General features: G+C 31.1%; 11 protein-coding genes and 3 pseudogenes. 11 read left to right on the top strand and 3 right to left on the bottom strand.

Annotated elements, in window-relative coordinates; translation table 11 throughout:
• Window positions 1-7: 7 nt before the first annotated feature.
• From AJN70_RS09750 to AJN70_RS09845, 7 genes and pseudogenes are all read left to right on the top strand, one after another.
• A pseudogene (locus AJN70_RS09750) lies at window positions 8-615 on the top strand (endonuclease/exonuclease/phosphatase family protein); the annotation flags it as partial.
• Between the two features lie 10 nt (window positions 616-625).
• Window positions 626-1,191, top strand: a pseudogene (locus tag AJN70_RS03715) (cytolethal distending toxin subunit A/C).
• Window positions 1,192-1,362: 171 nt separating this feature from the next.
• Window positions 1,363-3,045 carry an L-lactate permease gene (locus AJN70_RS03710; RefSeq protein WP_070233972.1) on the top strand — a complete coding sequence of 561 codons (1,683 nt, stop codon included), beginning with the start codon at window positions 1,363-1,365 and terminating at the stop codon, window positions 3,043-3,045.
• A 120-nt stretch (window positions 3,046-3,165) separates the two neighbouring features.
• Window positions 3,166-3,906, top strand: a complete 741-nt coding sequence (locus AJN70_RS03705) for a (Fe-S)-binding protein (RefSeq protein WP_074470023.1) — start codon at window positions 3,166-3,168, stop codon at window positions 3,904-3,906.
• The gene (locus AJN70_RS03700) at window positions 3,903-5,342 is read left to right on the top strand and encodes a LutB/LldF family L-lactate oxidation iron-sulfur protein (protein WP_002860914.1); all 1,440 of its coding nucleotides are present in this window, start codon (window positions 3,903-3,905) and stop codon (window positions 5,340-5,342) included. The genes AJN70_RS03705 and AJN70_RS03700 overlap by 4 nt, the downstream gene beginning before the upstream one ends.
• The gene (locus AJN70_RS03695; RefSeq protein WP_002932947.1) at window positions 5,335-5,991 is read left to right on the top strand and encodes a lactate utilization protein C; all 657 of its coding nucleotides are present in this window, start codon (window positions 5,335-5,337) and stop codon (window positions 5,989-5,991) included. The genes AJN70_RS03700 and AJN70_RS03695 overlap by 8 nt, the downstream gene beginning before the upstream one ends.
• A gap of 173 nt (window positions 5,992-6,164) precedes the next feature.
• Window positions 6,165-6,781 (top strand): annotated as a pseudogene (locus AJN70_RS09845) (bacteriohemerythrin).
• A 241-nt stretch (window positions 6,782-7,022) separates the two neighbouring features.
• On the opposite strand, the gene AJN70_RS03675 reads toward AJN70_RS09845, so the two are convergent.
• From AJN70_RS03675 to AJN70_RS03665, 3 genes are all read right to left on the bottom strand, one after another.
• Complete coding sequence (locus AJN70_RS03675) at window positions 7,023-8,054, bottom strand: Cj0069 family protein (protein WP_002933934.1); 1,032 nt, start codon at window positions 8,052-8,054, stop codon at window positions 7,023-7,025.
• Window positions 8,055-8,132: 78 nt separating this feature from the next.
• A complete protein-coding gene (sppA, locus tag AJN70_RS03670; protein ID WP_044779363.1) occupies window positions 8,133-9,029 on the bottom strand; it encodes a signal peptide peptidase SppA in 897 nt (298 codons plus the stop codon).
• Entirely contained in the window at window positions 9,017-10,246 is a 1,230-nt protein-coding gene (locus tag AJN70_RS03665; RefSeq protein ID WP_070276106.1) for a metal-dependent hydrolase, read from the bottom strand. The genes sppA and AJN70_RS03665 overlap by 13 nt, the downstream gene beginning before the upstream one ends.
• Before the next feature lie 90 nt (window positions 10,247-10,336).
• On the opposite strand from AJN70_RS03665, the gene aroQ reads away from it, so the two are divergent.
• From aroQ to flhG, 4 genes are read left to right on the top strand one after another with little or no spacing between them, the layout of a single operon-like run.
• Window positions 10,337-10,816, top strand: coding sequence for a type II 3-dehydroquinate dehydratase (gene aroQ / locus AJN70_RS03660; RefSeq protein WP_044779361.1), 480 nt, complete (start codon window positions 10,337-10,339; stop codon window positions 10,814-10,816).
• A gap of 2 nt (window positions 10,817-10,818) precedes the next feature.
• Complete coding sequence (folK, locus tag AJN70_RS03655) at window positions 10,819-11,292, top strand: 2-amino-4-hydroxy-6-hydroxymethyldihydropteridine diphosphokinase (RefSeq protein ID WP_002851803.1); 474 nt, start codon at window positions 10,819-10,821, stop codon at window positions 11,290-11,292.
• 10 nt (window positions 11,293-11,302) lie between these two features.
• The gene (gene flhF, locus AJN70_RS03650; protein ID WP_044779360.1) at window positions 11,303-12,757 is read left to right on the top strand and encodes a flagellar biosynthesis protein FlhF; all 1,455 of its coding nucleotides are present in this window, start codon (window positions 11,303-11,305) and stop codon (window positions 12,755-12,757) included.
• On the top strand, window positions 12,750-13,616 hold the full coding sequence (flhG, locus tag AJN70_RS03645) for a flagella biosynthesis ATPase FlhG (protein ID WP_002854691.1): 867 nt from the start codon (window positions 12,750-12,752) through the stop codon (window positions 13,614-13,616). The genes flhF and flhG overlap by 8 nt, the downstream gene beginning before the upstream one ends.
• The last annotated feature ends 10 nt before the right edge of the window (window positions 13,617-13,626 follow it).

The raw sequence follows: 13,626 nt of genomic DNA, 5'->3' as shown, positions 1-13,626 counted from the left end.
CAATAATGCAATAAGACAACTTGCAAGTGGAGCAAACCCCTTAGATATCTTAATGATACAAGAAATAGGAACTTTACTAAGAATAGCCACTCCAACAGGACGCCATGTGCAACAAGATGGAACGCCTATTGATGAATATGAGTAGAATTTGAGGACTCTTTCAAGACCTGATAGGGTTTTTATTTATTATTCTCGCGTTGATGTAGGAGCTAATCGTGTAAATTTAGCTATAGTTTCAAGACCCATTATAGGAATTCGCGATGGAAGTGATGCTTTTTTCAATATCTATGTTTTAGCCAATGAAGGAACAGATGTAGGAGCAATTATCACAGCCCATAAATACACATTTTGTAAATATACCTCAAGTTAACTGGATGATAGCAGGGGATTTTAACCGTGATCCTTCTACTATAACAAATACAGTGGATAGAGGATTAACAAATAAAATTAGAGTGGTTTTTCCAACTAGTGCAACTCAAGCAAACGGAGGGACTATTGATTATGCAATTACAGGAAATTTAAACAGACAACAAGCCTATACTCCACCACTTTTAGCTGTGATTTTGATGCTTGCAAGTTTAAGATCATTTTCCAGTTAATTTTAGAAAATTTTAGGACATTTAATATGAAAAAAATTGTTGCTTTATTTTTTATGTTTATAACTTTAGCCTTTGCAACTCCTACTGGAGATTTGAAAGATTTTACCAAAATGGTTTCTATAAGAAATTTAGAAACGGGAATTTTTTTAAGTGCCTTTAGAGATATCTCAAAAGATCCTATTGATCAAAATTGGAATATTAAAGAAATTGTTTTAAGCAATGAGTTAAAACAAAAAGATAAATTAGCTAATGAACTTCCTTTTGGTTATGTGCAATTTACAAATCCAAAAGAAAGCGATCTTTGTTTGACCATCCTAGAAGATGGAACCTTTGGAGCAAAATCTTGTCAAGATAATCTAAAAGATAGTAAACTAGAAACTGTATTTTCTATAATGCCAACAACAACTTCAGCTGTGCAAATTTGTTCTTTAGTTTTGGAATCTGATGAATGTATGGTAACTTTTTAATCCAAATATTCCTACACAAAAACGCTTTAGAATAGCCCCTTGCACCTTAGATCCTAATTTTTTATGAAGTAAACGAACTAATGATTATAACTCCACCTTTAACAGCTTCTACCCCTTTAGAATAAGATTTTTTCTTGTTCTATTTTTATATTTATTTAATATTTATGATATTACAAAAATACACAAAATAATCAATAATAACACAATGTAATTTACTTTACTCTATAATTTTTTTATTTTAATTTAATTTTTTGTTACAATAAATTTATACATAAATAATTATCAAGGAGGAAAAATTGGAGCAAATTTTAACATGGCAACAAGTTTACGACCCTTTTTCAAACATTTGGCTAAGTGCTTTAGTGGCATTTTTACCTATACTATGTTTTTTAGTTTGTTTGGTTGTTTTAAAACTTAAAGGTTATCAAGCAGGTTTTTTAACTGTTATACTTGCTACTTTGGTAGCTTTATTTGCCTATAAAATGCCTTGGAATTTAGTGGGCGCAAGTTTTATTCAAGGCTTTACAAATGGTATGTGGCCTATAGCTTGGATTATCATTGCGGCAATCTTTCTTTACAAACTTTCTATCAAGTCGGGTTCTTTTGAAATCATTAAAAAAAGCGTGATGAGTATTACTCCAGATCATAGAATTCAAGTGATTTTAATAGGTTTTTGTTTTGGTTCATTTTTAGAGGGTGCTATAGGTTTTGGTGGCCCTGTGGCTATAACTGCTGCACTTTTAGTAGGACTTGGTTTGCGTCCTTTGCAAGCTGCAGGACTTTGTCTTATCGCAAATACCGCTCCTGTTGCTTTTGGTGCGGTGGGAATTCCTATTATTGCTATGGCAAATCTTGTCGGCATAGAACAGCATTCAGTTTCTGCCATGGTAGGTAGAATGCTAGTTCCTTTAAGTCTTACTATACCTTTTTTCATAGTTTTTTTAATGGATGGATTTAAAGGCGTTAAAGAAACTTTTCCAGCTATTTTAGTTGCGGCACTAAGTTTTACAACTACTCAATTTTTAAGCTCAAATCACTTAGGAGCAGAATTACCTGATATTATCTCAGCTGTAGTTTCTTTAGCGGTTACAACTGTATTTTTAAAATTTTGGAAACCAAAAAATATTTTTAGATTTGATAATGAAAGCAATTTCACTCAAGATAACACTCTAAGCTTTAATCAAATTTTAAAAGCTTGGTCGCCTTTTATTTTACTCATTGTTTGTATTATCATTTGGACACAACCTTGGTTTAAAGCTCTCTTTGATAAGGATGGAATTTTAAGCTATACAAGCATTACTTTACAATTTAGCAATATCACAACTGGAATTTTAAGCCCTTCTATCACAGGCATAGGAGAAGCTAAGCCTTTATCTTTGGCTTTAGGTATAGATTTAATCAATGGAAAAACCGTAGCTCAAGCAGGAACAGCGATTTTGCTTGCAGCTTTTTTAAGTATAGCTATTTTAAAAATCAAAGCTGAAGATGCAGCAGAATGCTTTTGGGCTACTTTAAAAGAAATGGCTATACCTTGTATCACCATAGGTTTAGTTGTGGCTTTTGCTTTTATTTCTAAAAATAGTGGTATGAGCACTACTTTAGGACTTGCTTTTGCACATACAGGTGATGCTTTTTCTTTCTTTTCACCAATCATTGGCTGGATAGGGGTATTTTTAACAGGCTCTGATACAAGTGCTAATTTACTTTTTGGAACCTTGCAACAAGTAAGTGCTCAAAAACTAGGTGTTAGTGAAGCTTTATTTTTAGCAGCTAATTCAGTAGGTGGGGTCGTTGGAAAGATGATCAGTCCACAAAGCATTGCTATAGCTTGCGCAGCAGTTGGGCTTGTAGGAAAAGAATCTGATCTTTTCAAATTCACATTAAAATATTCTGTAGCTTTTATTATTTTAATAGGAATTTGGACTTGCATTATAGCTTTTTTCTTACAAGAAATCATCCCTGAAGTTATAGTGAAATAATTAAAAAATTTAAGTTTTGCTTCAACAAATATTCGTTTTTAGAATATTTGTTGGAAAATTTACTTTGCTTTTATTTTTATAGGATTAGAATATTTATCCTAAATTATCCCAAAAGGAGAGATCATGAAAAAGGTGTATTTTTACGCCACATGCTTAGGAAGTGCTGCTATGCAACAAAGCGTTTTAAATGCAATAAAACTTTTAAGGCGTGAAGGTATTGAAGTGATTTTTAAAAAAAATCAAACCTGTTGCGCTCAACCTTCTTTTAACTCAGGTTATTTCGATGAAAGTCGTGAGATTGCTTTATATAATGTGGATTTATTTGATAAAGATTACCCCATCGTTGTGCCAAGCGGATCTTGTGCGGGTATGATGAGTCATGACTATAAAGAACTTTTTAAAAACAAACCTGAATTTTCTAAAGTCAAAGATTTTAGCTCTAGAGTCATAGAACTTTCACAATACCTTGATGAAGTTTTAAAAGTAGATTATGAAGATAAAGGTGCACCTATAAAAGTAACTTGGCATTCTAATTGCCATGCTTTAAGAGTGCAAAAAAGCATACAAGCGAGTAAAAATCTTATCAAAAAACTAAAAAATGTAGAATTAGTAGAACTTCAATACGAGGAAGAATGTTGTGGTTTTGGCGGAACTTTTTCAGTAAAAGAGCCTGAAATTTCAAATGCTATGGTAAGAAGTAAAATTAAAGATATACAAAATAGCGGTGCAAAATATCTCATCAGTGGCGATGGAGGTTGTCTTTTAAACATAGATGGCACAATGAAAAGAATGGGTTTAGATATAAAAGGCATACATTTATATGACTTTTTACTTAAACGCTTGGAAGGAGAAAGACTATGAGTCAAAAAATTCCTCACGAACAAATCGTTCAAATTAAACTCAATGACAAGCAAATGCAAGAAAATTTAATGACTGCCATGCATACTTTACAAAAAAATAGACTCAATGTTATTGATGCTAGATTTAAAGACTGGCAGGGTTTAAGAGCTAAAGCTAAACAAGCTAAAAACAATGCCTTAATGAGTTTAGAAGAAAGGCTTTTAGAATTTGAAAAAAATGCTACAAAAAATGGCATTAAAGTGCATTGGGCAAGTAGTGATGAAGATGCCTGTGAAATCGTCTATGAAATCATGAAAGAAAAAAATATTACCAAGCTTTTAAAAGGTAAATCTATGGCAAGCGAAGAAATAGGCCTAAATCACTACCTAGAAAAAAAAGGTTTAAAAGCTATAGAAACCGATCTTGGAGAGCTTATTTTACAGCTTAATGAAGAGCCTCCTTTACATATAGTTGTACCTGCTATACATAGAAACCGCCATGAAATCGGAGAAATTTTCAAAGAAAAATTAGGAGCGAATTTAGAAAACAATGAACCTGAAAGTTTAAATGCGGTAGCTAGAGAGCATTTAAGAAAAGATTTTGAAGGCTTAAAACTTGGACTTAGTGGGGTCAATTTTGCCATGTCAAGAGAAGGAGCTTTTTGGCTTATAGAAAATGAAGGAAACGGTAGAATGTGCACTACAGCACCTGATATTCATATCGCACTTTGCGGCATAGAAAAAGTCATGGAAAGCTTTGAAGATGCGGCTACTATGGTTTCTTTACTCACTCCTTCAGCCACAGGACAATTTATACCAACTTATAATAATATCATTACAGGCCCTAGAAAAAATGGGGATTTAGATGGTCCTAAAGAAGTGCATGTGATTTTATTTGATCACAATCGCTCTAAAATGTTAGCTCATGAGGATTATTATGAGGCTTTGCGTTGTATTCGATGTGGGGCTTGTATGAATTTTTGCCCTGTTTATGATCAAATCGGCGGACATGCCTATCAAACCACTTATCCAGGACCTATAGGAGAAGTAATCAGTCCTAATATTTTTGGTATAGATCATACAGGAGATATTTTAAATTTCTGTTCACTTTGTGGGCGTTGTTCTGAAGTTTGTCCAGTGCAAATTCCTTTGGCTGATCTTATTCGCAAATTAAGATGTGATAAAATAGGACAAGGTAAAAATCCACCTTTAGGAGCAAATAATGTTCATCGCAATGCCTTAGAAGCCTTTGCTTTTAAACAATTTAAAAATATCGCAACCAATGGCAATAAATGGCGTTTTTCACTTTCAAAAGCACATTATTTCAACTGGACGGTACAAAATTTCGCAAGCGTTTTACCTGTGATTAAAAAATGGCACGCTTTTAAAGAATTACCTCAAATTAAAATGGATCTTTATAAAGAAGTGCAAAAACTAGAAGGAGTAAGCTATGAGTAAAATCGATGAAATTTCAAGCAAAAGTAAAGCAAGTATTTTAGAACATCTTAAAAAAGCTTACAAAGAAACAACGTTCACACGCATTGAAAGTATAGATCCTGTAGAACATATCCAAACCACCCAAGATATGCTTGCAGAAATGAAACAAAAAATGAATGATAACAAATACATCGTTGAAAATGCTACAAAAGATACCTTAGAAGAAAAAATCAATGAAATTATCGCAAAATATGACTTTAAAAGTATGATTTATGGGCTAGATTTAAATTTAAATTTAGAACAAATCAAAGCAGAAAAAAAGATTTGCTTTGATAAAGAAATCGAAAATTTAAGATCTGAGGTTTTTCATAGTGATTTTTCCATCATTCATGCAAGAGCAGGGGTAAGCTCTCACGGAGTTGCACTTGTACCTTCAAGCAAAACTCAACCTAGAATGCTAAGCCTTGCACCTAAACTTTGTATAGTGCTACTTAAAAAAGAAAATGTTGTTAAAAGTCTTAGCGAGGCTTTAAATTTGGTAAAAAAAGAAAATGAAATCTTACCTACTAATATCTTATTTATAGCAGGGCCTTCAAGAACAGCAGATATAGAACTTATCACTATTTTTGGTGTTCATGGGCCACAAATTGCACATATTATTATTTACTGATTCTATACTAGAATCAGTAAGTCTTAATTTTTAATATTAATTATATATATTTTTTATATTATACAAATATAAATAAAATAAATAATTTTCAATTAATAATATTTTAATAAAATATAATATTTCACTCAAATATATGAAATTAATTTTAAATACAAAAATTAAAGAAGGTGCTTTTGGATAAACTAATTCCAACTTGGAATGAAAAATACAGTATTCATGACACAATGATTGACATTCAACACCAAAAACTTTTTGAACTTGCAGCAAAAATAGAAAATATGGTTTATAAATTTGTTCAAAGAGATGAGTTAAAAGAAATTTTAATAGAACTTTTTAACTATAATAAAAGAACATTTTAGCAACGAAGAAGATTATATGCAATAAATTCATTATCCTTGTTTAAATGAACACAAAATCATGTATAAAATATCGTTCATGATATGTCTTATCTTATACAAAACATAAAAACCACTAATGATTTAAAAGAGAAGCTTTACACAGTTTCTAAAAAATTGCTTTTAGAACATATACTCTATGAAGATATGAAAGTTGAACAATACAGAAGATCTTCTTTAGCTTCTGAAGATGATGGGGAAGTAAGCTTTGAAGAAGTCAAAGAAGAAAAAGATGATGAAAATGTAGTTTATCTTTATACATGTGAATGCGTAGGACAAATGCATGATGTACCTTTTGGAATTCATCAAAAATTCAACTTAAGGGTGTAAAATTTAAATGTAAAAAATGTAAAGAAGCCATACAGTTTTATAAAAAATATTCAGAAAATTTCTAATTAACTATTTATGCGTTAAAATAATAAATAAAGTATAAGTTAGTCAAAGAAGGAAATTTAATGGATAAAAAATAAAATATTTTATTTTGGATAAATTTGACTATTCCTATCCTATACTAACCAAAGATACAAAATGCTCATTTTGTGAAAATTTTTTCCCAATAGAATATAGCTCAAACTTAAAAACAATAGAAAAAGAATGTCCATTTTTCAATAATAAAATGGACATTAAACTTAAAAACTAAGCCTTAGTTTTACTTACAATATTAATAATATTTGAAGCCACTTCATCAGCAAGCTCTAAATGAGAAGTAAAGCCTACACAAGAACAATTAATCTCGCCTAAAACATATTTATCATTGCCCTTTTCATCAGTATCTAAAATAAAATCAGCCGTCCAAATCAATGGTAAGTCGTAATTGCCTAATCTTTCCCTTACCTTAGGAAGCTCGCCTAAAAACATATCCACCAAAGTTTTCCAATCTTCTGGCTTATCATAACGATATTTTGCCCCACTAAAAAGCGTAGCAGAAAAAGCATCGGCATCTTCGGCTGGTTTTTTATGTACTACATTTACAGGAGTGTTATAAAGCATTAAAAGTCTGATTTCACCTTCTTTAATGCGCGGTAAAAAAGTCATATCCACAAGCATACCATTATCACCTATGATATATTGCTCACAAAAATCCATAAATTCCCCAAGCTCTCTATGTTCTACATGATTATCCTTAGCTTCCGTACACTTGATTTTTGTGTTTAAAGGCAAACTATCTCCACTAACGCTACCCTCTACACTCACACGCCAAATTCCCTCTCCTGTAGAGCCACGATTTTGCTTTAAAACCCTTTCACCTTTAGCCAAACTTTTTGGAAAATTTTCTTTAAAAGTCTTAATATCATAGTAAGCATAAGTATCGCTTGGAACAAGATCAGTATCTGCTAATTTTGTAAGTGCATCTTTAGCACCATAACCTATCATAGCATCAGGATGAGGCATACCTACAAGCTTATCAGCACAAAGTTTTCTTAACATATCAAAATACTCATTTTCTTCTTTAAGATTGCCAGGATTGATGCGAGAAACATAACCATCAAAATTTTCTTTCACATATTTGTAAATTTCATCTTTTTTACTCACTTCAAAAAAAATCACCTCAGCATTCCAACCCTTAGCTTTTAAGGCATTTACCATAGGTATAGTATCTTTTCTATAACCATCTTCACCTTTATCACTCCCACCTTTAACTTCAAAAAAAACAATATTTTTTTTCATTATTTTACTCCTTATCTAAAATATAAATAATTATTGCATAAAAATATTACAAAAATTAAATAAAAATATTTATATATTTTATCTAGCGTTTATAAAACTGCTATTAGTCTTATAAGCGATTTCGATTAAGCTTTTACTTATCAAGTTTGATGCTTGTCCTTCTAGGCGGTTAAGAAATTTATCAATCTTATTTTCTTCTTTCCAAACGGGATTTGAAACATTAGCAAGTTTTTCAAGCTCCTTTTTAGCATTTTCATAATTACTAAGCTCATCTATAAGACCAAGCTCCTTAGCCTTGGCAGCTAAAAACACTCTTGCATTTGCCCATTGATCTTTTTTGTTAAGATCTAATGCTCTTTCCTTAGCAACAAAACCTGTAAAAAGATCATAACTTTGATCAATTAAACCCTGTAAAAAATTTCTTTCATTCTCATTCCAAGCTCTTGCAAAAGTTCCAGCACTTTTAAATTCACCTGCTTGAATAGTTTGTTCTTTAATACCGAGTTTATTAGCCAATCCACTTAAATCAGCTCCTTGCATAATCACACCGATAGAGCCTATAAAACTTGCCGGATTGGCTAAAATTTTATTTGCTCCAACTCCTGCTAAATAACTTCCACTTGCCATAGTTCCGCTTGCATAGACAAGCACAGGCTTTTTAATTTTTAAATCCTTTATAGCTAGAGCTAGTTCCATACTAGGAGCAAAAGCTCCACCAGGAGAGTCTACAACAAAAAGCACTCCTTTGATATTGCTATCATTTTTAGCGTTGATAATTTTTTCCAAAACTGCAGAGCTATCAAAAATTTCACCCTTTAAATCAATGCGTTCTAAATTTGCAAGATTGGAGCTTGAATTTGCACTAGACATTAAAATCCATATAACAATCAATAATAAAACAAAGGTTTTAAAATAAGTATTGATAAATTTTATTCCACACCCTAAAGCCTTAAAAAATGATTTTAAAATTTGCATTCTTTTCCTTTTATAAATAATTTATCCACTTCCTTAGCATTTAAAATAAACTGCAAAGGAGCTTGCTTTTTATCACATTCTCCTAGCTCAAATACGCTAAAATCAGCAATTTTACCTTTTTTAAGCTCTCCTAAATTTAAATTTAAAGCCCTTGCAGGATAAAGTGTTACCATTTGCAAAAGCTTAGAAGCTAACTCCAATAAATCAAAATTCTTATGTATAAGCAAATTCGCGCGCATTTCATCAAGTAAGGACAATGAAATATTTGAGCTAAGTCCATCGGTTCCTAAATGGATATTCAATCCACTTTTTAAAGCTGTTTTTAAATCTAAGCTTTTTTGACTTAAAAGGCGATTTGAAAATGCGCAATGTGTAATAGAATGTAAATTCTTATCTAACCATTCATATTCTTTTAGATAAACACAATGTGTAAAAAGAGTCCTTACTCCTTTAAAGAGTTTAGCAAAATCCTTTGCTGTATAAAGAGGCTTAGGGTGAAGTGTAAAATTTTCAAGCCATTTTTTAAAACCCCCTTTAGACTCTCTAAGCCAGATATTTTCAGTCTTACTTTCTAAAAAATGCGTACTAACTAGTAAATTTTGCTTTTTAGCTAAATCAAGAGCAAAATAAGCCAAACTAGGATGAGTTGAATAAGGAGAATGAATCGAAATTGCTGGAATAAAAAAATCATTTTTAAATTTCAAAGAATTTTCAAATCTTTTTAAAAATTCTTGTTTTTTATCTTCAACTTGATTTTCATTTGTACCCAAAATTTCATTAAAAAATACTATACGCATACCCTTTTGACTAGCCTTTAAACAAGGATCTAAATCACTCCCAAAACTTGAAATTTCACCTATAGTGCCTATACCGCTTTTTTGCATTTTTTTAATGCTTTGAAGTATTAATTCTTCTTTGGCCTGTGCATTTAACATAGAACGAGAATTTATAACACTTTTAAGCCAAATTAAAAATTCTCCAAAATGTAAAGTTGTTGAATTTGCACTAAATTCTAAGTGTGTGTGAGGATTTATAAAAGCAGGTAAAATAACCGAATTTTTAGGTGTTTTGATGATTTTAGCCTTGGGATATTTTTTTCTTAAATTATCCAATTCACCCAATTCTAAAATTTTATCTTCAAAAACAAAAGCTTGATTTTCTAGTATTGTAAAATCTTCATCGCATAAAAAAAGATATCTTGCAGCAGCTATAAACACGATTTTCCTTTCAAAAATTACATTGTAGCAAAAATTTATTTTTAAAATGTTATAATAAAAGGTTAAAAATAAATTTTTAAGGTTAAATCCATGAAAATAATGATTATCCAAGGCCCAAATGTTAATATGCTTGGCGTAAGAGAAGTGGGAATTTATGGTGCTATGAAAATGGAAGAAATTCATGAGCAAATGAAACTTGCAGCATCGCAAAACAATGTAGAACTTGACTTTTTCCAAAGTAATTTTGAAGGTGAAATCGTAGATAAAATTCAAGAATGCCTTGGAACAGTTGATGGAATTATTATCAATGCAGCAGGTTATACTCATACTTCAGTAGCTATTCGCGATGCTATTGCAGCAGTAGCTTTGCCTACAATTGAAGTGCATATTAGCAATGTTTATCGTAGAGAAGAATTTCGTCAAAAAAGTCTTATAGCACCTGTATGTTCTGGAACTATTGTTGGTTTTGGTCCTTTTGGCTATCACTTGGCTTTAATGGGCGTAATTCAAATTTGCGAACAAATAAAAAATTTGCGCGCGATGCAACAAGCACAACAAACGAATAAATAATAATGCTAAAAATTCAAGGAGTAAAACACTTTGAAAAAAGTCGTTTTTTTCCTTTTTTTAGTCAAAATATACGATCTTTTAAATATTTAGCCCTTATAGGCTTAGGAAGCAATATAGAACCTGAAAAAAAAAGATTTGATATGCTTTTTCGAGTAATGATGGATGATAAAAGATTTAAAATTTTATCCACATCTCCTATGTTGATAAATGAAGCCTTTGGTTTTAAAGAGCAAAAAGATTTTACCAATGCTGTTATGTTGATACAAACTAATTTGCATGCACGAGCACTTTTGAAAGTTTTACTTTATTATGAAGTAAAATTTAAACGCAAGAGAACTTTCAAAAACGCTCCTAGAACGCTTGATTTAGATCTTTTATACTTTTCACAAAAAGTCAAGCGTGATAAGTGGTGTGAGGTGCCTCATAAAGGGGCTAAAGAAAGAGTGAGTGTAATTTTGCCTTTAGGCATGATATAAGGAATATAATATGGGACAACTTATACATACTTTTACTGTTGAAGATACAGAACAAATTATACCCAAAGTAAAAGAAGATTACGGAGATAAAGCTTTAATTATAACAAATAAACAAATTCGTCCTAAAACCTTAAATCGCAATGCACTTTATGAGGTTATGGTAGCCATAGAAGAAAGCGACTATGAAGAACACTTAAAAAAACAAGGGAAATCTTTACCTGCAAAAAAAAGCTCGCCAAAACCATCTTCTACCTCTCTTGCAGAAGAAAAAATTAGATCTCAAATCCCTCAAGAAGATGAAGATGTAGTCTTGGATTTCTCAAATACTCGCTTAAATAGAAATTTAAACACTGTAAAAAACAATGACTTAACTAAAAAAACCTATCAAGATTTTCCACAAAACAAAATCAACCCTCATCAAAATAAGACTCTAGACTTTGATGATTTTAAAGAAAAGCTAAGTGAAGTTAGTAATGAAATTTCTAAAGTCACAAACACACCTTTAGAAAATTACACCCCTAATCTAAATTATAATAAAAAAATAGAAAATTTTGAAAAGCAATTTGAAAAACAAATCAACAAGCTTAACGATAAAATAGATCTTCTTGCAGATATGATGTGGGACGATAAAGCCGAAGCTAGAAAAAATCTTATGATACCTCCTGAATTTGCAAGTATTTATAAACAAGCCAAAGAAAGTGGAATGCTTGAAAATCATCTAGAAGCGATTATGAAGGCAACTATAGAAAATATGCCAGCTGCTATGAAAACCAACAAAGATGCGGTTCAAAGATATTTTCACTCACTTTTAAGAAATATCTTGCCTTGTCGTGTTGAAAGCGATATAAAAAAACAAAAAATCATGATGCTAGTAGGCCCAACAGGAGTCGGAAAAACAACAACCTTAGCTAAGTTAGCTTTTCGCTATGCTTATGGAGATAAGCGTTATAAAACAGGTATTATTACGCTTGATACTTATAGAATCGGTGCGGTTGAGCAACTTTTTCAGTATGCAAAAATGATGAAACTTCCTATTATTGATAGCATAGAACCAAAGGATTTAGATGAAGCGATAAAAAGCTTAAATAATTGCGAAGTAATTTTGGTTGATACTATAGGAAATTCACAATACGATCAAAGTAAACTTTCTAAAACTAAAGAATTTTTAATGCACTCAAATGCAGAAATTGATGTAAATTTAGTGGTTTCTGCAAACACCAAACATGAAGATTTAATGGAAATTTATAAAAATTTTTCATTCTTAAATATTGATACTTTGATTATTACTAAATTTGATGAAACAAAGGTTTTTGGAAATATCTTCTCTCTTATTTATGAAACGAATATTCCTCTAAGCTTTTTCTCTACAGGACAAGAAGTGCCAGATGATTTAGAAGTAGCCAATAGTGATTTTCTAGTTCATTGTATTTTAGAAGGGTTTAATAAAGGAAAAAATAATGAATAACCAAGCAAATAAACTTCGCAATCTCATGAGTCAAAATGGAACCAAAAAATCCCAAAACACTCATTTTATAGCTATTACAAGTGGAAAAGGTGGCGTTGGAAAAAGTACGATTAGCGCAAATCTAGCCAATGTTTTAGCAAATAATGGCTATAAAGTTGGGCTTTTTGATGCTGATATTGGCTTGGCAAATTTGGATGTCATTTTAAATGTACGCATACAAAAAAATCTCTTGCATGTTTTACGTGGAGAATGCTCCTTGGAAGATATTTTAATAGAAGTTAAGCCAAATTTATGGCTCATCCCAGGCGAAAGTGGAGATGAGATTTTAAAATATAATGATAAAAATATTTACGAGAGATTTTTAAATCAAGCAAGTATTTTAGATGAGCTTGATTTTCTTATTATCGACACAGGCGCGGGTATTGGTGGAAATATTTTAAATTTTTTAGAAATGGCTGATGAAGTTATAGTAGTAACTGTTCCTGATCCTGCAGCAATCACTGATGCGTATGCAACCATAAAAACAACTTCTAAGACAAAAGAAAATTTACTAATGCTCTTTAATGTTGTAAAAAATGAAAATGAAGCTTTAAAAGTTTTTGAAAATATTAAAAAAGTTGCAGATGCAAACATTAAAAATCCTTTAAATTTAGAATTCTTAGGTCATTTAAGCGCTTCTAAAGATGTAAGTGGTAGTATTAAAAAAAGAACTTTATTTAGCGATGAAAACACAGCCTCAAGTGATGAGCTTAAAGCCCTAGCTTCCAAGCTTTTATATAGATTGGAACGGAAAGTGCTTGATAATGTTTCAAATCGTAGTTTTTCAAGTTTTTTTAGAAAAATTATTGAAAGATTTTAGCAATAAAGAG

The organism is Campylobacter sp. BCW_4341 (assembly GCF_001764255.1).
GTDB classification, from domain to species: Bacteria; Campylobacterota; Campylobacteria; order Campylobacterales; family Campylobacteraceae; genus Campylobacter_D; species Campylobacter_D jejuni.
Note: the sequence above shows the minus strand (reverse complement) of the source record. Positions and strands in the feature narration are given on the sequence as shown.